General features: G+C 46.4%; 14 protein-coding genes. 3 read left to right on the top strand and 11 right to left on the bottom strand.

Annotated features, from left to right (window positions below; translation table 11 throughout):
• Window positions 1–96: 96 nt before the first annotated feature.
• On the bottom strand, window positions 97–1,713 hold the full coding sequence (locus tag QUB77_RS19690) for a HAMP domain-containing sensor histidine kinase (protein WP_333176683.1): 1,617 nt from the start codon (window positions 1,711–1,713) through the stop codon (window positions 97–99).
• Between the two features lie 402 nt (window positions 1,714–2,115).
• Between QUB77_RS19690 and QUB77_RS19685 the strand changes: the two genes are divergently transcribed.
• Window positions 2,116–3,522: a TldD/PmbA family protein gene (locus QUB77_RS19685; RefSeq protein ID WP_333176681.1), complete on the top strand. Its 1,407-nt coding sequence runs from the start codon at window positions 2,116–2,118 to the stop codon at window positions 3,520–3,522.
• A 307-nt stretch (window positions 3,523–3,829) separates the two neighbouring features.
• Here the strand turns inward: QUB77_RS19685 and patX are convergent, their stop codons facing one another.
• Both patX and coaE read right to left on the bottom strand, forming a co-directional pair.
• The gene (patX, locus tag QUB77_RS19680) at window positions 3,830–4,033 is read right to left on the bottom strand and encodes a heterocyst-inhibiting protein PatX (RefSeq protein WP_333296059.1); all 204 of its coding nucleotides are present in this window, start codon (window positions 4,031–4,033) and stop codon (window positions 3,830–3,832) included.
• Between the two features lie 813 nt (window positions 4,034–4,846).
• A complete protein-coding gene (coaE, locus tag QUB77_RS19675) occupies window positions 4,847–5,578 on the bottom strand; it encodes a dephospho-CoA kinase (protein ID WP_333176678.1) in 732 nt (243 codons plus the stop codon).
• A 205-nt stretch (window positions 5,579–5,783) separates the two neighbouring features.
• Between coaE and QUB77_RS19670 the strand changes: the two genes are divergently transcribed.
• On the top strand, window positions 5,784–10,931 hold the full coding sequence (locus QUB77_RS19670; protein WP_333176675.1) for a CHAT domain-containing protein: 5,148 nt from the start codon (window positions 5,784–5,786) through the stop codon (window positions 10,929–10,931).
• A 488-nt stretch (window positions 10,932–11,419) separates the two neighbouring features.
• Here QUB77_RS19670 and QUB77_RS19665 read toward each other — a convergent pair whose 3' ends face one another.
• Window positions 11,420–12,844, bottom strand: a complete 1,425-nt coding sequence (locus QUB77_RS19665; protein WP_333176672.1) for a diguanylate cyclase domain-containing protein — start codon at window positions 12,842–12,844, stop codon at window positions 11,420–11,422.
• 422 nt (window positions 12,845–13,266) lie between these two features.
• Between QUB77_RS19665 and QUB77_RS19660 the strand changes: the two genes are divergently transcribed.
• Window positions 13,267–16,293: a PAS domain S-box protein gene (locus tag QUB77_RS19660; RefSeq protein WP_333176669.1), complete on the top strand. Its 3,027-nt coding sequence runs from the start codon at window positions 13,267–13,269 to the stop codon at window positions 16,291–16,293.
• A gap of 237 nt (window positions 16,294–16,530) precedes the next feature.
• Here the strand turns inward: QUB77_RS19660 and QUB77_RS19655 are convergent, their stop codons facing one another.
• The 7 genes from QUB77_RS19655 to cobA form a co-directional block, all read right to left on the bottom strand.
• On the bottom strand, window positions 16,531–16,692 hold the full coding sequence (locus QUB77_RS19655) for a hypothetical protein (protein ID WP_333176666.1): 162 nt from the start codon (window positions 16,690–16,692) through the stop codon (window positions 16,531–16,533).
• A gap of 47 nt (window positions 16,693–16,739) precedes the next feature.
• Window positions 16,740–17,030, bottom strand: a complete 291-nt coding sequence (locus QUB77_RS19650; protein WP_333176664.1) for a hypothetical protein — start codon at window positions 17,028–17,030, stop codon at window positions 16,740–16,742.
• 204 nt (window positions 17,031–17,234) lie between these two features.
• Window positions 17,235–17,813, bottom strand: coding sequence for a Uma2 family endonuclease (locus QUB77_RS19645; RefSeq protein WP_333176661.1), 579 nt, complete (start codon window positions 17,811–17,813; stop codon window positions 17,235–17,237).
• Window positions 17,814–17,900: 87 nt separating this feature from the next.
• A complete protein-coding gene (locus tag QUB77_RS19640) occupies window positions 17,901–19,091 on the bottom strand; it encodes a tetratricopeptide repeat-containing serine protease family protein (protein ID WP_333176659.1) in 1,191 nt (396 codons plus the stop codon).
• 223 nt (window positions 19,092–19,314) lie between these two features.
• Window positions 19,315–19,680 (bottom strand): type II toxin-antitoxin system death-on-curing family toxin, encoded by a 366-nt coding sequence (locus QUB77_RS19635; protein ID WP_333176656.1) that lies wholly within the window; start codon window positions 19,678–19,680, stop codon window positions 19,315–19,317.
• Window positions 19,681–19,696: 16 nt separating this feature from the next.
• Window positions 19,697–19,885, bottom strand: a complete 189-nt coding sequence (locus QUB77_RS19630; RefSeq protein WP_333176653.1) for a DUF2281 domain-containing protein — start codon at window positions 19,883–19,885, stop codon at window positions 19,697–19,699.
• Window positions 19,886–20,083: 198 nt separating this feature from the next.
• Window positions 20,084–21,655 carry a uroporphyrinogen-III C-methyltransferase gene (gene cobA / locus QUB77_RS19625; protein ID WP_333176652.1) on the bottom strand — a complete coding sequence of 524 codons (1,572 nt, stop codon included), beginning with the start codon at window positions 21,653–21,655 and terminating at the stop codon, window positions 20,084–20,086.
• Window positions 21,656–21,747 lie beyond the last annotated feature (92 nt).

Raw genomic sequence — 21,747 nt, 5'->3', positions numbered from 1 at the left:
TTTGTCGTAGAGCTAGGGCGGGTTTATGATATTGTTCGTTTCTGACATTGATGGTTGGTAAAACCCGCCCCTACCGATTTGGTCAATAATTAATAACTATTGCAACGGCAAAAATACCGTCATCACCTCGCCCTTTTGGGGCCGCTGGCGAATTACCAACTTCCCGCCAGCAGCCCGAAATAAATTCTTAGTCACGCTCAAATTTAAACTCAAACTTCCCGTCTCCGGCTGCACCATCAACAAAGGCCCGATCGATCGCAAAGGACCATTCGCCTTAGCTGCAAAAGTCGAGGCGCCATTATCTTCAGGTAAGTGTTCCGATTCCAACTGCAACTTTAACTGATCGCCCGCCAATGTCACCTCCACCTGAATGCGACTCCCAGAGGGCAAAGTTCGAGTAAAATTCTCAATCAAATTAGTTAAAACCTGATCCAGCATCGTCGGATCGCTCACTACCGCAGGCAACTTTTTCGGCACAATAACTTCCAAAGTGTGGTTTCGCACAGCGGCCTGTTTTTGCCAGCGGGGAATGCTATTTTGTAGCACTTCACCGAGAGACATTGCTGTTAGCTGCACGCCCGAATTTTTAGCTTGCGACATTTCCAATTCCACGGCGCGGAAAATTAAACCGAAGCGATCGATCTGAGCGGTACACTCAGCATCAATCATTTCCAAACGCTTGACCACAACAGGATCGAGCTTGGGACGTTTCAGCAACAATCGAGTCAGCGTGCGGATAGTAGCCAAAGGTGTGCGGACTTCATGGGCGATCGCCTGTAGCAATTCCACCTCTTTAGTGGCCAGAGGAATTGGAGATTTGCAGTTGATATCTGTAGCCGATAACTTTTTATGCCTCGGACTCAAACCATCATCAATTCTTTCATCCTTTATCCGGCCTGCTTCATCTTTCCCAACCGGCAAATTATGCAACAGCAAGCGACTGAACTGCATCACTGTTTGATAATTTGGCTCCACAGGTAAAAACTGCTGGAACAGCGCGTCTAATTTAGTAGAATTATTAGTTAACTGGCTAACTGATAAATTGAAACTGCCGTCAGAATTGGCAAGCAAACATTCGCTTTCAGTCACCCTGCGCCGCAAAACCTCCCAAGCTTTGGCGACTACTTGCGGATCGAAAGAAAATAGAAAAGCCGGAATTCCTGCCGAATTTTCACCCAAAACCATCACCAGGCTAAAACTAGCAGTTAAAACCAAACAAAACTGCTCGTGCGCCAAAGGATCGCCACTTGCCAAAGCCAAAGCCGGGGCCGCCGCAGGCACTGATGTTTGCACATCAGCCGCCGGCATTAAAGCTAAAGTTTGTCTAGCCCGAAAAGACCACAAAGCTGCATCGTTGTCTGGAATACTGGTAAAAATCCAATTGGCAAAGCCGTTGGCCAAAGCGGGGTCAGTCAAAACCGAAGACGGGCCAGACAAAACCAATCCCTGGCAGGCATTGGGGATTGTCGATCGACAATTTGCTCGATCGACATCTGTTTTTTGTCCTGATTTTTGCCGATCGAGCATTTGATTCAAAGCTGCGATCGCCCCGTACCATTCCTGTTCAGCTTTCAGCCGAGAAGCCCCACGGCTTACAGGACACCGATGGCGGTTGTTTTCTCCCGCCAACTTAAGATTAAAGAGACTCAGGTCATTTTCTTGGCCTTCGGAGGCTAAAATTTCGCTTATTGTCGGTAAAAAGTAAGTATTCACAGTTATAAACCCACCTTCGGAGGCATGAAGGGTGAAGTATTTATGTATAGGAAAGTTCAGGAGTTAGGAGTCAGTCGATTTTAGATTTTAGATTTTAGATTTTAGATTTACCCCACAGATAAATCTGGGAGCTTGAACTAGGGTCTAAAATTTTTATCTTTCCACGACTTAAGTACGTGGCACGGTATCCGTTTTTGGGCTGGGTCAAGCACCAGCACGATCGAAAAATCCCGCATAATTTCTTGCGCCTTCCTCCTAACTCACAGGATATCCACATTTGTCAACTAACGATATTGGCAGAACCGTACCAATAAGTCGCAATCTCCGCGCTTGGGGCGATATTTTGCACGATCGCCCTAACAAAAGTGCAAAATGAAGTAAGTTAAACACCGTGCTTTCCTTATGCCCACCTCGATCGCCGACTCGAAAAATCTGCTGTCCGACTTAATGGCACGCTACCGTCACCAAGTCGATTATCTGGCAATTCGACTGGAAGAAGCCGAAGGCACCGACATCCTGCTGCGGGGCGAAAAAATTGAAACCCTCAGCGAAGGAGTCTCAATTGGCGGCCAAGTCAGAGCTTGTCACAAAGGTGGCTGGGGCTTTGCCAGTTTTAACCGACTTTCCACCCTCGCCGAAAGAATCGAAGAAGCCATTGCCGCGGCAAAACTGATCGGCGAAGAAGAAACGATTCTGGCACCTGTCACCCCAATACAAGACATTTGCTTGCTGCCGCTGACAGGAACAGACCCCCGTCTGGTTCCCCTAATTGACAAAAAGCAATTGTGCGATCGCTACGCGGCCATTCTCCGCAGCATTGACCCCCGTATCGCCACAATCTCCGTGCGCTACGGCGACAGCACCCAGCGGATGATCCTCGCCACCTCCGAAGGCACCATGCTCGAACAAGGTTGGGCAGACATGGAAATGCGCTTTGCGGCCACAGCCCGCAGCGGGGAAACCGTACAAACCGGCCGCGAAACCACTGGTTCCCGCAAAGCTTACGAAGACTTAACCGATCTCGATGTTCAAGTTCGCAGCGCAGCCCAGAGAGCAGTAGATTCCCTAGCCTTACCCCCCGTCCAAGGCAACACCTACACCGTCGTCATCGACCCAATTTTGACCGGATTATTCGTCCACGAAGCCTTCGGACACCTTTCCGAAGCCGACATGGCCTACGAAAATCCTGACATTTTGGAAATTATGACCCTCGGCCGCCAGTTCGGTCCCAAAAACTTGCAAATTTTCGACGGTGCAGCGCCAGAGGGACACCGGGGCAGCTATTTCTACGACGACGAAGGCACTCCTGCGACTACTACTCAGTTAATTAAAGACGGCGCTTTAGTCGGGCGACTGCACTCGCGGGAAACGGCGGGCAAATTGGGAGAAACGCCTACTGGCAATGCTCGCTGTTTGAATTATCATTATCCGCCGATCGTCCGCATGACGAATACTTGGATCGAACGGGGTGACACGCCAGTTGCTGACTTATTTTCTGGTATCAAAGAAGGAGTTTATGCGCGCAATTGGCAAGGCGGCATGACTAACGGCGAGATGTTTACTTTCAGTGCCGGCGAAGCTTGGATGATCCGCAACGGAAAACTGGACAATCCGGTGCGGGATGTTACTCTTTCGGGTAATGTTTTCAGCACTTTAGCCGATATTGAGGCGATCGGCGACGATTTCTACTGGGATGAATCCGGCGGCTGCGGCAAGGCAGGACAAAGCGGTTTGCCCGTCGGCTGCGGCGGCCCGAGTTTGCGGATTCGCGATGTCGTTGTTGGTGGCGAAGCTGCGGAAGAAGATTAAAGCTGCAAAAGTTTAAAAAATAAAGGTAAAGCGCCAGATTCCTACTCGCGCTTTACCTTTTTTTTTGAGTGCAACATTTCGGGCCCGTTTGTGGTGTCTGATATTTTGACGATATTGGGCAAAAAAACCGGAATAGCGAACAATTAGGGCTTGAGTCGTCAAATACCGCTGAAAAATCGGTTTTTTTGCTACGCAGTACGTAAGTTCCCAATTAATGGCTCGAAATCTTCAATTTTTCTCTTATTCTCCCAATTTTATATTCTCCCATTATCCCCCTAATTCCCTGCAATTATCGCTTTTTTCGGCTTTATCTCCCCTGGCCTCGTTTTGGTGGCTTATTATCTTCATCTTTATCGTACGAGCTCGGAGTGTCAGCTAGAACGGTTAAAATTTCGGAAGCAGAGTTGTCTTGAGCAAAAAAGGTCGATCGATTTTCTAAGCTTTGAGCGTTAACGGCAGTGCCACTCAGTAACAGGCTTGACATCAGGATGGAAGAGTAAACGCGCATCATAAATTTTGGTGTTTGTATTTTCCCCTTCTTGATACGCAGTCTGTACTCTGCTATCAGGATAAAAAAATAATTGCGGTGAACTCATCAATTAGTAAGTAAGGGCACTTGCAATTTTTTTGAGTTTTGGTTAAAAGCGCGTGAAATCCATCATCTAGCTCGCTTGTTCGCTGATAATTTCTAGTTCTCTGCTACTTGCGGGCAACCAGCAGAATTCAAGACCATGTTCAAAAAAATCATGCTACTCTTGTATGCCCGTCTTCCCAACCTTGGTAGTTATAAATTATTCCCCAATCTAAAATCTAAAATCTAAAATCTAAAATGCTATGACCCCTGGAATCCTCTGGAAACGCTCTTCCAACAAGGAAACAAAAACCACCAATTGTAAAGTTTTACTACTTTTATGATTAACTGCATAATTATTGAGGTGAAGCGGCAACCCGGAGATTAAAGAAACAACAGGAGAGTACCGAGGCGCGCCGTCCGCACGTTACATATACATATCTTGGTGAATGAAATTCCTTAAAGCGGGCAATGCCTAATTTTTTACATTAACTTCATAAATGGTTGCTATTGTATTTTTAAATAAATTGTGAACCTTTGATTTTTTCTGATCTTTTCTGATCTTTTTTGATCTTGCTTTGTGAGAAGAGCGCTTACGCGCCACTCCGAAGGAGGAGTCGAAAGCGGTTGGGGAAAAAAGCCCGTTGACAAAATCGTGGAGTCAATATCAAATCTCAACTCTCAAATCGAACTGGCGCGCAGGGAGTAAAAAAACTGGTTTTAAAACTGATATCGCGGAGTCAATCTCAAATATCAAATCTCACAGCGACTGACTTGCACATCTACCTGCTGGAATAGCGAGTCGAGCGTTGAGGAGTTGTCCAAAATAACATCAGCTTGTTGACACTTTTGAGCTAGCGGCAACTGGGCGTTAATGCGGGCATTAGCTCGATCGTAACTCAAGCCGTCTCGCTTCATTAGTCGTTCTAACTGCACTTCGGGTGAACAGTACACCACCCAAATTTCGGTACACAAGTCAGTCATGTTAGCTTCAAACAGCAGCGGCACTACCAAAACCAAAGTCAACGTGTCAGCCGTGGCGCAGAAACCGGTTTTTTTTTCAGCCATACTTCGTTCTAGCTTTTGGTGAAAAAAGCCGATTTCTTGAGTCTTTTTACCTAAATCCTGTGTGTCTTGGGATACCAAACTCGATGCAGCAATGCAGCTTTGAGTTTCCTCAACAAATCGGCGGCGCACGTAAGGGTGAATCTGTTGTTCCAACCACTGCCGCTCGTCTGCGTTACAAAAAATAATACTTCCCAACTCTGGCCGATTTAAATTGCCGTCCGGGAGCAAAATACCGGCGCCGTATCGTTCTACAATAGAGTCAAGTATTGGCGAACCGGGGTTCACAGCTTCGCGGGCGTAAATATCGGCATCTAAAATCGGAAATCCACAGGCATCGGCCAGATAATTAGATATAGCGGTTTTACCGGTGGCGATGCCCCCAGTTAAACCGATCAGACGCACAATTCGATCCCTCATAATTTTCTCTGTTTAAACTTCCTGTGTTTCGACACTTACTGTCAGTCTTTGCTATGTTGGTGACACAATCAAATTTCGACTTAAAATTTAAGATTTGCGATCGAGAGTGCGCGTTAGGAAGTGTCAGCATTGGGGTGCGATCGACTCTTTTTTACCTAAAATCTCAATTTTAAACTCGAATTAAGGTCTAGACCGAGGCAAACTTATGAATGCTCAACGTGCTGTGCGGTCGATTCTGGCAGCAATTCCCCTTGCTGGATTTTTGATAGTAGATTTTTTACCCAACCTGGTTTTCCTCAAAGAAAACAGCAGCGGATGGGTACTCGTGGCAATTTACCCCCAATCTCAAATTGCTGCGGCACAATCTATTACTCCAGCCCCAGACGGCACCGGAACCGCTGTCACCGTCCCAAATCCAGGGTCGCCCCCTCGCTACGATATTAAAGGCGGCACCCCCTCCAGAGACGGAGCAAATTTGTTCCACAGTTTTACTCGGTTCAATCTGAATTCTGGCGAAACTGCCAATTTCATCTCCAACCCAAGCGTTAAAAATATCCTCGGCCGCGTTGTCGGTGGGGACGCTTCGTTAATTAACGGTCTAATTCAAGTTACTGGTGGCAATTCTAACTTGTTGCTGATGAACCCCGCAGGCATCATCTTCGGAGCAAATGCCCGACTCGATGTGTCCGGGTCTTTTTTGGCTACCACAGCTAGCGGTATCGGTTTTGACGACCGTTGGTTGAACGGTACAGGGGCGAACGACTACGCAGCCCTAGTCGGAACACCGAATGCTTTTGTTTTTGGGCCACAGCCCGGAAGTATTGTCAATGCCGGTAACTTGGCTGTCGGAACCGGGCAAAATTTGACTTTGCTGGGCGGTACGGTCATCAGTACAGGGCAACTTTCAGCCCCAGGCGGTCAAATTACTGTGGCGGCTGTCCCCGGTGAAAATCTGGTGCGGTTGAGTCAAAACGGACTTTTGCTGAGTTTAGAAGTTTCTCCGGCAGCCGGAGTGTCGGGTTCCGAAGCGGTTCCCTTCTCTCCCCAGAGTTTACCAGGGCTGCTTTCGGGCCCCGGCGTGGCTAACGCTACGGGTATAACTACGAACGCTCAAGGTGAAGTCGTGCTCACAGGTGGTCAAACAGGGCATACTGGTGCTGGAACTGCGCTGTTAGCGGGTTCTGCGGACGTGTCTGCCAGGGGGGGCGCGGGAGGAAGCGTCAACGTGTTGGGCGACAAGGTAGGGCTGTTGGGAGCGAAGATTGAGGCTTCGGGGCCCGACGGCGGCGGAACGGTGCGGATCGGGGGAGATTACCGAGGCGAGGGAACTGTGCCGAATGCCAGGATGACTTACGTGGATGGCAAAAGTTCGATCGCTGCCAACGCAACTGAATCAGGCAACGGCGGTAGAGTTGTGGTCTGGGCTGACAACACAACAGCATTTTTGGGCAGCATCAGGGCAAATGGCGTTTCTGCAACAACCACCGCAGGTGTTGGCGGGTTTGTGGAAGTTTCGGGCAAGCAAAGATTGATTTTTAACGGTACTGTTGATACCTCTGGGACAAACGGTTTGGGGACTTTGCTGTTAGATCCAGAAAATATTTTAATTACAGATTCCCCAGAAGAGGCGGGCGATGCGGAAATAATTGCCAACAATAATATTTTGGCAACAGGAACGCTACCAGGACAGGAAAACAATTCTGAGCCTTCGCTGACAATTTCGGCTACAGCTTTGGAAAGTATGTCGGCGACTGCAAATGTGGTTCTCGAAGCGATCAATGATATTACAATTGCTGATTTGGCGGACAATCAGTTGAGCTTTCAAGCAACTACTGGTTCGGTAACATTGAGAGCAGATGCCGATCGCAATGGTGCGGGTGCTTTTTCGATGAATTCTGGAGATACAATTAGCACGGCTGGCGGTGCGATCGCCATTTCGGGAAGTCAAATTACTGCGGGCAATTTGTCGAGTAACGGCGGAAATATTAGTTTAATTAGTCCGGGAACAACCGTTGCAAACAATATTTATTCATCCAATTCCAGCATCGGCAGCAGCGGGAATATTGTTCTCGAAGGCCTGAATGTAACGGCCCAAAAACTTGATGCCAGCGGCCCGGAAGCGACGGGAAATGTAACTGTGACGGCTCGGAATGTTCTGGGAGTGAGCTCGATCGCGGGGGGTTCTGGAAACATTACTTTGACTGGTGATGAAATTAATTTTAAAGGCGACAAAAATTCTGTCAGCGGTACTGGCTTTTTGGTACTGCAACCTTGGAGTCCCGGTCAAAATATTGCGATCGGCGGTTCTGGAGATGTCGGTACTAATATTTATTTGAATCTGACGGCAAGCGACCTCGGAAGTTTGGAAAATGGGTTTGCTGGAATTACGATCGGCCGCAGCAACGGTATCGGTTCAATTCTGATTGCCAACGATTTCACATTTTACGATCCGCTAATTATTCAGTCGCCAGCGGGTTTGGGAACAATCACTACCACAAATTCCTTGACCGCGGCCGACAATGCCTCAATTACTCTCAAAGCTGATGGCAATATCAGAACCGGAAATATCACTACCAACAATCAGGAAATTCGCATCGTCAGCACCGCAGGCAATGTCACAACCGGTCAGCTACTTACTGGAACTGCCCGCACCATCAACACTTCTGTCAATTCTTCCGAAGATACAGGCAATTCGGCGGGAGATGTTAGTGTTACCGCACAGGGCACGGTGACTGCCGGGGCGATCGACACGAGGGGCGATCGCGCGGGGAAGGTGACGCTGACGGGGCGCAATGGAGTCACTGCGGGGGCGATCGAAGCTGGTGGCGCCCAAACAGGGGGAGATATTACCCTGACGGGCAACGAAATTGACTTGACAGGTGACAAAAATTCGATCGCCAGCAACGGCAATCTGGTGCTGCAACCGGCTGATCCGAGTCAAAATATTATAATTCAAGGTTCTGGCGATACAGAAGCTCTGAACTTGACTGCTGCGGAATTGAACACTTTTCGGAATGGGTTTGCTTCGATCGCGATCGGACGTTCTGACGGTAGCGGGGCGATTTCGATTCCTTCTGAAACTCCAAATTCAACGCCAAATTCAACGCCAGCGGCGGTGACATTTCAAGATCCGACGACGATTCGATCGCCCAATGGCGCAGGCGCGATCGTGGGAACGGGTGCGATCGTCGGCACTGATAACGCCACGATCTCTCTGATGGGCGGTACTGTAGCCGTCGGAGACGTTACCTCGACTGCGGGGATTAACATCACTAGCAGTCAAGGCAAGTTGACTGCGGGTACGGTTTCATCTCGCTCAACTTCCGGGGTGGCGGGCCCTATCAATATTCGCAGCGCCGGTGCGGTAGAAACAGGCAACATCGATGCTTTTGGTGCTAGAGGCGGGGGAGATATTTCGATTGCGGCGCCGGGCCGGATCGTTACAGGGGTGATCAACTCGAGTTCGCAATCGGGAAGTGCCGGTTCGAGCCAAATTATCGGGCAGAAAGATGTTGAAGTTGTTTCGATCAAAGCTCGCGGCAATACGGGCGGCGATGTGGCAATCGAGGCTGGGGGAGCGTTTCGGACTCCGGGAACAGGAACGGCTGCAGAGCGCGCCGAGGTCAGCATTTCTACAGACGGGCTGGCTCAATCGGGTTCACAGACTCTACTGCAAAGCACTTGCCCGTCGGGAACCTGCACGGCGGCGGCTGTTGGGACGGGAAACTCGAAGTCGAACACTGCCACCTCCTCAACTGCGATCGGGCCGCTGGCGATCGTGCCGAGTCCGGCACCAACTACCAGCGTGGAACTGCAAACTACAGACAATTCTCAACAAATTGTGACTCAGGTGAGTCTTGGCACCACAGCGTCGGTGCCCAAGGGCAGTACCACAAATGTCTCGCCAGAACCTGCTGCTACCTCTGTTGAGGCGCGGCAGAACGAGAATGCTAGCGGCCCGGTACTGCTGTCGCCGTCGATGTTAAAAGACAATTTGGGTACGCCTGCGACGACAGAAAACGCCAGCGTGGCAACAACTCCCCAGAAGCCTGCGAGTGCGGTGAGTACAGAAAGTATCGGGAATGTGAGAGTTCCTGAGATTTCTAGAGCGAGTTCGATCGCGCAAATAAGTCCGATCGACGCAGTGCAGCAAAGGGATAGAACTCAGGGCCGGGAATTTGAACGTTACTTTGGGGGCAATCTCACTGAAAAGTCAGTCACGCAGCAAAGTATTCGAGATACTCTCAGCAGCGTCAATCGGTTGACTGGGGTTAAACCCGCCATCCTTTACGTGTGGGCGAAAGAGAAACATTTAGAACTTGTGTTGTTATTGCCAGACGGCAAAAGTGTTTTTAAAAGCGTGCCTGCAAGCCGCCAGACTGTGCTGCAAGTTGCTAAAGAATTCACTAATGCTATCAGAACTCCCAGGAGATTGAACGCTGCTGACTACAAGCAACCTGCCGAGGAACTTTACCAGTGGTTAATTGCACCGCTGCAAGCGGACTTGGAGGCTAACAAGATTGACACTTTGGTGTTTTCGATGGATGCCGGTTTGCGAACTTTGCCTTTGGCTGCTCTTTACGACGGCAAGCAATTTTTGGTAGAAAAGTACAGTTTGGGGCTGATTCCGAGTTTGAGTTTAACTGATACTCGCTATGCCGATGTTAAGGGTTCTGAAGTGTTAGCGATGGGTGCGTCGAATTTTCCTGCCAAATACGATCAAAATCCTTTGCCTGCGGTGCCGTTGGAAATATCGACAATTGTGGGCAAGATTTGGCCGGGTTCGTCTTTTCTCAATGAAGCTTTTACTTTGGCAAATTTGAAGGACAAGCGCAATCAACCGCAATACAAAATTATTCATTTAGCTACTCACGGCGATTTTCAGCCTGGGGGGGCCCAAAATTCTTACATTCAGTTTTGGGATACTAAGTTGCGGTTGAATCAGTTGGCTCAGTTGAAGTTATCTAACCCGCAGGTGGAGTTGTTGGTTTTGAGTGCGTGTACTACGGCGGTGGGAGACGAACAAGCTGAGTTGGGGTTTGCGGGGCTGGCGATACACGCGGGGGTAAAATCGGCTTTGGCGAGTTTGTGGTATGTCAGCGATGTCGCTACTTTGGGGCTGATGACTGAGTTTTACCAGGAGTTGCGTACAGCGCCGATTAAGGCTGAGGCTTTGCGGCAAGCGCAGTTGGCGATGCTGCGGGGAGAAGTGCGGTTGCAAGATGGTTATTTGGTGCGATCGGGCAACAATCAAGCTCTGCCTTTGCCGTCGGAGTTGACCGCTAGGGGCGATCGAAATTTCTCGCATCCTTATTATTGGGCTGCTTTTACCATGATCGGTTCGCCGTGGTAATTCTGAAGGAACAGGGTGCGATCGGCAATAAAACCGGGAGAGAACAAGTCGCAAAACTCGGAGGATGGGAATACCTAAAAAAGTGCGGTAACTCACACTAGAGACCGCGACATCAACATCGAAAACGGGATAAAATCGAACAATAAAAATAAAAAAGACTCAACTGCTAGCGCCAGAAATATTGATTGTATACAAGTCTTTACTAAAAAATTTTAGTTCAGATCAATTATGATAATTCGATAAAAAAGTTTCGATTACCCAACAACAATCGCTCTTTGTTATCAAGCCATAACACTCTGCGGTGAGAATAAACTTATTGGGAGCAACGCTTTCTCCGTTTTTGTCTAGCATTCTTAACAAAATTTCATCAGGCTCTAATGATTGATTAGAGGTAATAGAGCCAATTTTTTGGAAGTAGAGACAAAAACGATTGGTTTCTAACGCACGGCTGATTTTGGAAATCAACTGCCTCTCACCACGTTGTCTAATTATATTAGTTCGCCCTCGTCTCGACGATAAACATGAACACAGTTGCGACCTTTGCCTTTGGCAGCATAACAAGCTGCATCAGCCGCCCCCATAACCTCCATCAAATCTTGGCTGGCTTGGTTAATGGCAACAACTCCAATACTGACCCCGATGATAAAGGTTTTCCTATCCCAACTAAACCGAAACTGATGCACTAGGTCTTTGAGGTTTTCCGCAATCTGAGCTGCTTTAGAGAGGGGACATTGATTAAGCAAAAGACCAAATTCATCACCTCCCAAGCGAGCCAGTATGTCATTAGCGCGGACTCCCTTTTGTAAAAGTGTAGTGATTTGGCGCAGTAGCTCATCGCCAGCACAATGACCTGCGGTATCGTTAACGACTTTGAATTTATCTAAATCTAAATAACAGAGGGCGTGCTGTTGATTGCTATCTTGAACAGAGGCGATCGCCTCAATTAGTCGCTGCTCAAATCCTCGACGGTTGATTAAACCCGTCAGATCATCGTGACTGGCTTCCCAAGACAGTTGACGAGCAAGATTGCGCGATTCGGTAACATCATGAAAGACGATGACTGCCCCGATAATTTGACCTTGGCAGTCTCGAATTGGTGCTGCTGAGTTCTCAATGGCATACTCCGTCCCATCGCGCGCAATCAGTTTAGTATGGTTAGCTAAGCCCACAATTCGCTTCTCCAACAAAGCCTTGTCGATCGGATTCTCTACTGGCTTTCGCGTTACTTCATTGATAATTTTAAAGACTGTAGACAGGGGGAGTCCCTGAGCCTCATGAGCCTTCCAGCCTGTCAGTTGCTCAGCGATAGGATTGAAAAATCGCACATTACCTTGAGCATTGGTAGTAATAACTGCATCACCAATCGATTGGAGAGTCACTTGAGCGAGTTCTTTTTCGGCAAAGAGGGACGCTTCGAGACGTTGGCGTTCTTCCATTTCTCTCAAGAGACGTAAATTCTGCTCTTGGAGGCTTTGTTGCAACCGTCGGATGGTTAGGTGAGTTTCGACACGAGCTAATAGTTCTTCAACTTGAAACGGCTTAGCAATATAATCTACGCCACCAACAGCCAGCCCCTGAACCTTATTGAAAGTTTCATTTAGAACACTCAAAAAAATTATCGGAATGCCTGTGGTTTGCTCGTCAGATTTTAATTGTTTACAAACTTCATAGCCATCCAAATCGGGCAATTTAATGTCGAGTAAAATTAGTTCCGTCCCTGGCGATTGGGCGGCTCGGATCGCCATTGCGCCTGTTGTGGCACAGCGAACTTTATAACCATGTGCGCTCAAAGTACGGTCCAGAAGACGCAGGTTATCAGGCAGATCGTCAACAATTAAAATATTGCCTCGGTAGTTGGTAGCTGGATCGCTAACTATATCGCTAGTTATATCGAAAATCCTACTGCTTTCCATACTTTTCTGGTAGAGGACTACAACCCTATGAACAAGAGTATACTTTAATTATTAGGTTATCCACTCACTTGACGTAGAAACAAGTGATGCGATCGCAGAGTTCTAGGAGTGGCACGCTGGCACAGCCCCTACAATATCTGACTTGTTGAGGTAGGGATAATCTCCCCGTGGTTGCCCTTATTCGTTTCGGGTAACATGAGGAGAAGATTTTTTCAACCCAAGCAGCCGATTTATGAACAAGCACATTTCTTAAAGGGCAAGTCTACTCGTCATTGCGATCGGATGTCTTGTGCTGCTGGGTTGGCAATTTGACATCTCCCTACTCAAAAGTGGTTTTCCCGGTATGACTTCGACCAGGAAGCGGGCAATGGCAGAACTCAATCGCTCAGCACTTCAGCACTCATGAATAATGCAGGTTAGATATGATTACACAATTTTTTGAGACGGGAGGATTCATTCCTCACGGTCACTGCTATCTCTGGCAAACAAACTTAGTAGGATTACATATTTTATCCGATGGTTTAATTGCTTTAGCTTACTACTCCATCCCAATCATGCTAATCTACTTTGTGCGACAGCGCGAAGATACTCCATTTCAGAAAGTATTTTTTCTGTTTGGCGCATTCATAATTGCCTGTGGTACAACTCATATCATGGAAATTTGGACGCTTTGGTTTCCTACTTATTGGGTTTCTGGAGGACTTAAAGCTATTACTGCTCTGATTTCTATCTATACTGCATCTGAGCTAGTGTTTTTAATTCCATCAGCCTTAGCTTTACCTAGTCCAGCTCAACTTATTGTGGCCAATCAAGCCTTAGAGAAGGAGATCAACGAGCGCAAGCGGGCTGAAAACGAACGCAAACAAATTGAGGTGGCATTACAAAACAGTGAAGAGCAGTTTCGCAATGCCTTTGAAAATGCGTCTATTGGAATGGCGATCGTTTCACTTGATGGGCACTGGGTTAAAGTCAATCCTGCCTTATGTCAGATTCTTGGCTACTCCTCAGAAGAGTTGTTAGGGTTAACTTTCCAAGACATTACCCATCCCGACGATTTAGACCTGGATCTTAGCTATGTACATCAGTTATTAGCAGGAACAATTTCAAATTTTCAAATAGAAAAACGGTATTTCCATAAACAAGGACATATAATTTGGATTCTTCTTGATGGCTCGCTAGTACAAGATGAACAGGGAAATCCACTGCATTTTATTGCTCAAATTCAAGACATTACCGCTCGAAAAGAAGCTCAAAAAACGCTAGAAATTCAGAGTGTTATTATGAATAACATGGCAGGTGGAGTGTGTTTAATTAAAGCCTCAGATCTCAGGCTAGTCTACACCAATCCCAAATTTGACGCTATGTTTGGCTACACAGATGGCGAACTCGCAGGTCAACCTGTTGGTATCTTGAATTATGTGGATACAGAGGTTACACCAGACGCAAGCGTTCTAGATATTGTCACTCAAATTGAGCAGAAAGGAGAAGCAAAATATGAAGTCTACAATAAGAAAAAAGATGGAAGACTTTTTTGGTGCAGGGTTCATACATCTAGGTTTGAGCATCCTGAATATGGAACCGTATATGTTGCGGTTCAGGAGGATGTGACAGAGCTGAAACAAGCTGAGCAAGCTTTGCAGGCTACCACAAATCGCCTCAACTTTCTGCTGAACTACAGCCCCGTCGTTATTTTTAGCTGTAAACCTGATGGCGATTATGGAGCAACTTTCATCAGCGAAAATGTCAAAGAGGTATTGGGCTATGAAAGCAGGGCGTTTTTAGAAGATTCTGAATTTTGGGTGCATAACTTACACCCAGATGATTTAGAACGAGTAGTTAATAGCTTAGCCAATCTATTCGTCAATGATTTTTATTTCCATGAATACCGTCTGCGTCGCTCAGATGGGGTTTATCGCTGGATACTCGGTCAACTCAGACTAATTCGAGATCCGGCAGGTAGACCAGTGGAAATGTTGGGCTATTTAATTGACATTAGCGATCGCAAACAAGCCGAGTTGGAACTTCAGCAAGCTAAAGAAGCAGCAGAAACAGCAAACCGAGCCAAAAGTATGTTCCTGTCCAATATGAGCCACGAACTCCGTACTCCTCTCAATGCTATTTTGGGATTTACGCAATTGATGAGTTACGATCCGGTTCTGACTCCCGAACTCCAACAAGATCTGGCGATCGTCAATCGTAGCGGCACACATTTATTGGAATTGATTAACGACATTTTAGATTTATCCAAAATTGAGAGCGGACAGATGACACTCTCTGTTGCTGACGTTGACCTCAAGTTTTTGCTGATTTCTCTTGAAGAAATGTTGCAAATTAAAGCCCAATCGAAAGGATTGAAACTAATTGTCGAGCGAGATCCCAATCTTCCCCAATTTGTGCAGCTCGATGAGAAAAAACTGTATCAGGTCTTAGTCAATCTGCTCGGTAATGCGATTAAGTTTACTAATCAAGGAAGCGTCACCCTACGAGTAAGATCAGAACATATCGACCCAACGTCCTGTCGCCTCTGTTTTGAAATTGAGGATACTGGAGTGGGAATTGCTCCAACAGAAGTTGACAGCTTATTTAAGGCGTTCGTGCAAGCTGAAGCTGGGAAGAAATTGAATCAAGGTACTGGTCTAGGTCTAGCTATCAGCCAAAGATTTGTCCAACTCATGGGTAGTCAGATTCGGGTTCAAAGCACATTGAATCAGGGCAGCATTTTTTACTTTGAACTGGGGGTAAACTTACCTCAAGCAGTCTGCCTTGCCTCAGAATTTCTTAAACAAAGAGTGATTGGTATAGATCCAGGACAACCAACTTACCGCATCCTTGTGGTTGAAGATGTAGAGGAAAATCGCCGCTTATTGGTCAAACTCCTTACCTCAGTCGGTTTTGAGGTGCGCCAAGCAACACAGGGAGTTGAAGCACTATCCCTGTGGGAAAGTTGGTCTCCACACCTGATTTGGATGGATCTACGAATGCCGGTCATGGATGGCTACACAGCTACTAAACGCATTAGAGAACACCCTCATGGACAAGAGACTGTCATTATTGCTTTAACTGCCAGTGCTTTTGAAGAAGAACGAGAGAAAGCTCTTATGGCTGGTTGTGACGACTTTATGAGCAAGCCATTTCAGGAAGAGATCGTCTTTGACAAACTCGCTCAACACTTGGGAGTAGAGTACATCTACACAGTTGTAGGCAAAGATTCCCAACAACTATTTGTTGATTCTTTATCAGCAGAAGATCTAGCCGTGATGTCTTCTCAGTGGTTAGAAAAAATGTCTCAAGCTGCCTACTATGTTGATCCTGAAGTCATGAACGAGCTAATAAAACAAATTCCCGCATCTGAATCAACCCTTTCCAGGGCGCTAATTGATTGTGTGAATAACTTTAACTATGACCAAATTGTGGAGTTAATTCGACCTCTGCTCCCTAATCCAGTTTAGTTATCGAGTTTACAAACAAAGAAGCTATATTGCTCCAATAAATCTCTCCCATAATTCCCAATCTCTTTACCCGCTGGGTTTGCTGCGGACACCTTAAATTTTCTGCAGCAAACCCACGCTTAAATAATGGTTTCAACGGTTCATCAATAATACAAAGTGCGGGTTAATTATCTCTTTTATAGATAAGTAAAAAAATAGCCTACGTATTATTTTAACACACCCAATATGTGGTAAAATTTAATAAAAACTGTCACGAACTATAGTAAGTATGCTGTAACTAGGTTTGTCCGGGTTGGGATTTGCCAGCATATAAGCTAAGATTTGCGCCAAGCCCACTTCGATCGAAAACAAAACTTCGATTCTATTACCATCAGCCAAAACTGCTCTTTTAAAACTCAAGTGTCAATGCTGCCTTTGATGATAATGCCTTCATCTGCTTCGGAAATTTAGACTAATTTTTTGGGTTTAATGTAGAAAGGATGCAGATAAAACTCGCCGACCAATAACAGCGGATAGACGATCGACAAACTAATGGTTTTTTCCAGCATCGGCGGATACGACCACATGTTGAAGTAACCCGCTTTAATATGATATAGCTGTCGTTTTTGAAAGTCGGTAATTTCTGGTAACTCCTCTTGCCATTCTCTGAAAAATTGGTCGTCTGTGACAAGTTGAAGGTCAAAAAGTGTTTTTAATTCTTCTAATGTGACATTTTTAGCTTGAATTGTTTGAACCATAATTCTAGCCTGTTAATTTTATGGGTAATTACAATTTTATCAAATTTCCCGATAATATGATGTCTCGTCGAACTTTCATAACAAAATTGGTTCGTAGTGAGAACCCAGAGTCCTAATCCAACTCGCTCGGACTTGCATTCCTCACTAGGAAATGGTAACGGTTATTTTATTGAAGATGATATAATAAGTCAAAATTAAATTCTGCTAATTCCAAATTTTTTGCAAATTGAGAACAAATCCCGGCAAAACATTTTCCCCAGAAAGGGTGAGAGGAGATTGTAAAACTTCCACATCTTGACCGGGGCGATAAATTTCAACTTCCCGTTTTTTCCGGTTAATCAGCCAACCCAAACGGCAGCCATTTTCCATATATTCTTGCATTTTTTCCTGAGTCTTTTTTAGGCTGTCGCTGGGCGAGACTAATTCAATGACAAAATCGGGACAAAGCGGGATGAATTTTTCTCTTTGTTCGGGCGTCAAAGCTGACCAGCGGGATTTTTCTACCCAAGAAGCATCGGGAGAGCGATCGGCTTTGTTGGGAAGGGTAAACCCTGTGGAGGAATCAAACACTTCTCCGAGTTCGGTTTGTTCGTTCCACACATCCAATTGTGTAGTCAATTTGACATTGCGTTTCCCTGTTTCTCCTCCGGTTGGCGGCATGACAATTAATTCTCCGTTGGCGTTCCGTTCAAGTTTCAAGTCTGGGTTTTCTTCGCACAGTTGATAAAACTGTTCTGAAGTTAGTTTTATAATGGAATTGAGGTTTAAGGTGATAGCAGTCATTGTTATTTACCTGCTGTTTTTATAAACGACATTAAGAATTAAAAATGGGATTAGTCATTTTTAATTCTTAATTATTAACTTCTCATTCTACTGCAATTGTTTGATTCTGCTGAGCGCGTCTTGATAGGCGCTGGTTCTGCCGCCTTGCTTGTAAAGTTCTGCTGCTTTTTGAAAGTCGGCAATTGCTTTGGGTTGGTCTTTGCTGTCGAGGTAAGCTAAAGCTCGGTTGTAGTAAGCGTCGGCAAAACCGGGATTGGCTGCGATCGCCAGCGTGTATGCTTGAATAGCAGTGGCACCGCGTGTGGGTTCGAGTTGGGCTAAGCCGGCGGTGATGAAAGTGCGGGCATTACCGATATTAAAATACAATTCAGGGGTATATTTGGGCTGGAAAGCGAGTGCTCTGTTGAAATCCGCGATCGCCTCCCAAGCATCTCCTTGATCTAACAGCGAAAGTCCTCGAAAATAATAAGCTTGAGCATCTTGCGGATTGGCGGTGGATACCGGGCCGCTGGTTGGGGGAGTGTTGTCTACTTTCAACTCGGATTTGTTTATTCCTGCAGCCACCAGCTTCGCGATAAATGTATTGATTGGAACTGCTGCGTTAAATCCGGTTTTAATCGGGGCGACTTCGCCGGAACTGGTTTGCGCGAAACCGAATTCCCCTTGTCCGTGTAAACCGATGACTCGGCCTTCGGAGTCAAAAACTGGGCCGCCACTCATGCCACTCCAAGTTACGGCCTGATACCGCAAAGTGTAACCTTCCGGGCGGTTGCCCGGGCGGCTGGTAACGAGTCCGGGAGAGAGTTCGGGTTCTCGTTGGGCGCCGAAAAGTCCGCCGGTAGCGGGATAGCCGTAAACAAAGATTTGAGTGCCGATGACGGCTTGATCGGAATCTGCGATCGTCGCGACAGGATATTCTTCGGGGCTTTCAAATTTGACTACGGCTAAATCCGGGTCAGTTTCGGCGGTTTGCAAGCGGGTGACTGCAGTTGCTTGATAGTTTTTGCCTTTAGACGTGCGAACGGTGTATTTCACGTCTGCTTTCTCTACAACGTGGTTGACTGTTAAAACTGTGTAAGTTTTGCCGTTTTTGGCAATAATTACACCAGAACCGTCTCCGAGGGAACTGTTAATTTGTACTGTCAGCGGCCCGGCAATGCTGGCGACTTCTTGGGGCGTTTTGGCGATCGCCGGTTGGCTGATGACTATGGTTAAGGCTGCGGTAGTTCCTGCTAGCAGGGTGGTTAAGGTGTCGTAACGAGAAAAATTTATATTCATGGCTATTGCTAATTAGTAGTTGGGTAGCGGGATTTGGCGGAGAAAGGGCGATCGGGGGTTTGTGCTTTTTTGTGTTTAGTTTTATTACTGATTTGACGCAAAGGATCTCGGCTTTGTTCTTTAGTGATAACTTTACTCGCTTTTTTGTTCCGCGATTCGCTATTTCAATGTAGCGTGAGTACGCCGCACCTTACTTAATCTCAATGAAGGCTGCCCAACTTACTTATTCAAGCTTAAAAATACATGACTCGATCTCGGTGGTTAGTTCTTCCTTAGTCATGGTTCCCCGTGCGACTCTCATAACTAAATCATATACTTCATCGTCCGTCAAATTCAGAGCGCAACTATTCAAACGCAAAAAAGTATCCATCACCGCAAAAGCCGTTCGTTTATTGCCGTCAATAAATGGATGATTCATCGCTATGTGATAGAGATAGGCGGCCGCTTGTTCGCTAATTGTTGGATGCAAAAATTGACCGCCAAAAGTTGCTTGTGGCTGAGCCAAAGCCGACTCCAACAAACCTTCGTCTCTGACACCGGGAGTGCCGCCAAATATCTCTATCTGTCTGGCGTGGATACTTAAAACCATACTTGTGCTGACAAAATTAGGAATTTGCAAGGCGACGGTAAACCTCCTTTCTTTCGCGTTCTGAATCTAGATATGCCTGCCATGCTTTGGCTTCTAATTGTTGTTCTTCTTCAGTCTTTAAGGAACGGACAAATTCAAGCACTTTCAGCAGCACGGGTTCGGGTACTTGGTCTAGTTCTTGAAGAAGTTGGTCTTTTGCGGTCATATTTACTCCTCGTTATTTTACAACTATTTTATCCTAATTCATCAAATTATTGCGACCTATAGATTAACTGGTTCCAAAGCTCTGCCTTGGAACCCAGATCACTCTTGCTCTGCCTCGGCTGGAAAAAATGAAGACGGCGGTTGAAACCGCGTTTATACAAACGAAGTCTGCCTCCGCAGACTGAAGAGTAGAGGAAAGTTATAAAGTTTGAGGTTTTGTTGTCCATTCAACGATCGCTTCAGTCAATCCGTCTAACGTGTATTCTTTGGCTTCCACCTCTAACTTACCCAATAAATTCTGACAGCTTTTGGAAGTTTCCGGCCCAATGGATGCGATGCAAACGCTTTCCAACCAATCCTGAGATCGGGACAATTCCGGGCTTTGTTCTATGAGCTTGCAAAAATTTTGTACTGTTTTGGAACTGGCAAAAGTTATGATATTTACGGCTTGATTTTGGAGTGCGGATAGGGCGATCGGATCGATTGTTTCGGGACAGCAAGATTGGTAAGCTGGCACTTCTATTACTTGTGCTCCTTTGGCGGTAAATTCTTTTACTAAAACTTCTCTGCCGCCGCTTTCTACTCTCGGAAATAGGATTTTGCAGTTTTGCAAGTTATCGGGGAAGTTCTCGACTAGGGAATCGGCGACAAAGTTGGGGGGAATAAAGTCTGGTTGTAGAGAGTGCGATCGCAAACTTTCTGCTGTTTTTTTCCCGACAACTGCTATTTTAATGCCAAACAAACTCCGGGCGTCTTTGCCTTTTACTTGTAATCGTTGAAAAAAGCAGTCTACAGCGTTGTGGGAAGTGAGAATTAACCAGTGAAAGCTTGACAATTGTGCGATCGCACTGTCTAATGGTTCCCAAGTGGACGGTGGCCCAATTACCAAGGCGGGCATTTCGATAACGCGGGCTCCTTGTTGCTGGAGTCGATCGCTAAATTCAGCAGACTGAGAAACGGATCGCGTGACTAAAATGGTTTTTCCTGCTAGTGGCAATTTGCTGTTGTTAGCGGTGACTGGTGTATCGATCATATTTGTGCTTTCTGGCTGGATTAAATATTCGCGCAATCTAACTACTTCCCCAATTACGATCACGCAAGGCGATAGAGATTGACCTGCTGTTTGCTGTACAATGTTGGAGAGAGTGCCGAGCCAAATTTGCTGTTCGGGGCGGCCGCAATCTCGGATAATGGCGATCGGAGTTTCGGGCGATCGTCCATGCTTTTGCAATTGCCAGATGATCTCGCTTAAATTGCGCCCTCCCATCAATATTACCAAAGTTTCTATCTGCACTAATGCTTCCCATTCAAGAGCATCAGGTTCGTGGGCGCTCATCACTGCAAAACAGCGACTCATTACCGGATCGGTGAGGGGAATTCCTGCTAATAAAGGTGCGGCTAAGGCGGAAGAAATTCCGGGTATTACTTCAAACTCGCAGCCCGCTGTGATTAATGCTTGAATTTCAGAACTGGAGCGACCAAAAATAAACGGATCGCCGCTTTTTAGCCGCACGATTTGTTTTCCTAGTTTGCAATTTTCTACCAGCAAACGGTTAATTTCTTGCTGCTGGGTGGAAGGTTTGCCGCCACGTTTGCCGACTTCTATTTTCCGACAAGTTGCTGGAATTAATTCCAGTTGCGGGATGTCGATTAGAGCGTCGTAGATTAAGACTTCGGCTTGGGATAGCAGTTTGTGCGATCGCACTGTCATCAAGTTACAATCTCCGGGTCCCGCACCGACTAGATAAACTTTCCCTTTTTGGTTTTTCACAATTCCTCCTCGATCGTCTCGATAGTATAGTTTTATGAATATTGGGCTGCTTCAGTGCACCCTACCCTACCCTATAATTTAATCAGATTTTT

The organism is Microcoleus sp. AT9b-C3 (assembly GCF_036705485.1).
Classification (GTDB): Bacteria; Cyanobacteriota; Cyanobacteriia; order Cyanobacteriales; family Microcoleaceae; genus Microcoleus.
This window is presented reverse-complemented; position numbering and strand designations above follow the sequence as displayed.

Bases quoted from the DNA above. Each gene is read 5' to 3' on its own strand.
- QUB77_RS19685 (WP_333176681.1), top strand. From the start codon at position 2,116: ATGCCCACCTCGATCGCCGACTCGAAAAATCTGCTGTCCGACTTAATG.
- patX (WP_333296059.1), bottom strand. From the start codon at position 4,033: ATGATGCGCGTTTACTCTTCCATCCTGATGTCAAGCCTGTTACTGAGT.
- coaE (WP_333176678.1), bottom strand. From the start codon at position 5,578: ATGAGGGATCGAATTGTGCGTCTGATCGGTTTAACTGGGGGCATCGCC.
- QUB77_RS19670 (WP_333176675.1), top strand. From the start codon at position 5,784: ATGAATGCTCAACGTGCTGTGCGGTCGATTCTGGCAGCAATTCCCCTT.
- QUB77_RS19665 (WP_333176672.1), bottom strand. From the start codon at position 12,844: ATGGAAAGCAGTAGGATTTTCGATATAACTAGCGATATAGTTAGCGAT.
- QUB77_RS19660 (WP_333176669.1), top strand. From the start codon at position 13,267: ATGATTACACAATTTTTTGAGACGGGAGGATTCATTCCTCACGGTCAC.
- QUB77_RS19650 (WP_333176664.1), bottom strand. From the start codon at position 17,030: ATGGTTCAAACAATTCAAGCTAAAAATGTCACATTAGAAGAATTAAAA.
- QUB77_RS19645 (WP_333176661.1), bottom strand. From the start codon at position 17,813: ATGACTGCTATCACCTTAAACCTCAATTCCATTATAAAACTAACTTCA.
- QUB77_RS19640 (WP_333176659.1), bottom strand. From the start codon at position 19,091: ATGAATATAAATTTTTCTCGTTACGACACCTTAACCACCCTGCTAGCA.
- QUB77_RS19635 (WP_333176656.1), bottom strand. From the start codon at position 19,680: ATGGTTTTAAGTATCCACGCCAGACAGATAGAGATATTTGGCGGCACT.
- QUB77_RS19630 (WP_333176653.1), bottom strand. From the start codon at position 19,885: ATGACCGCAAAAGACCAACTTCTTCAAGAACTAGACCAAGTACCCGAA.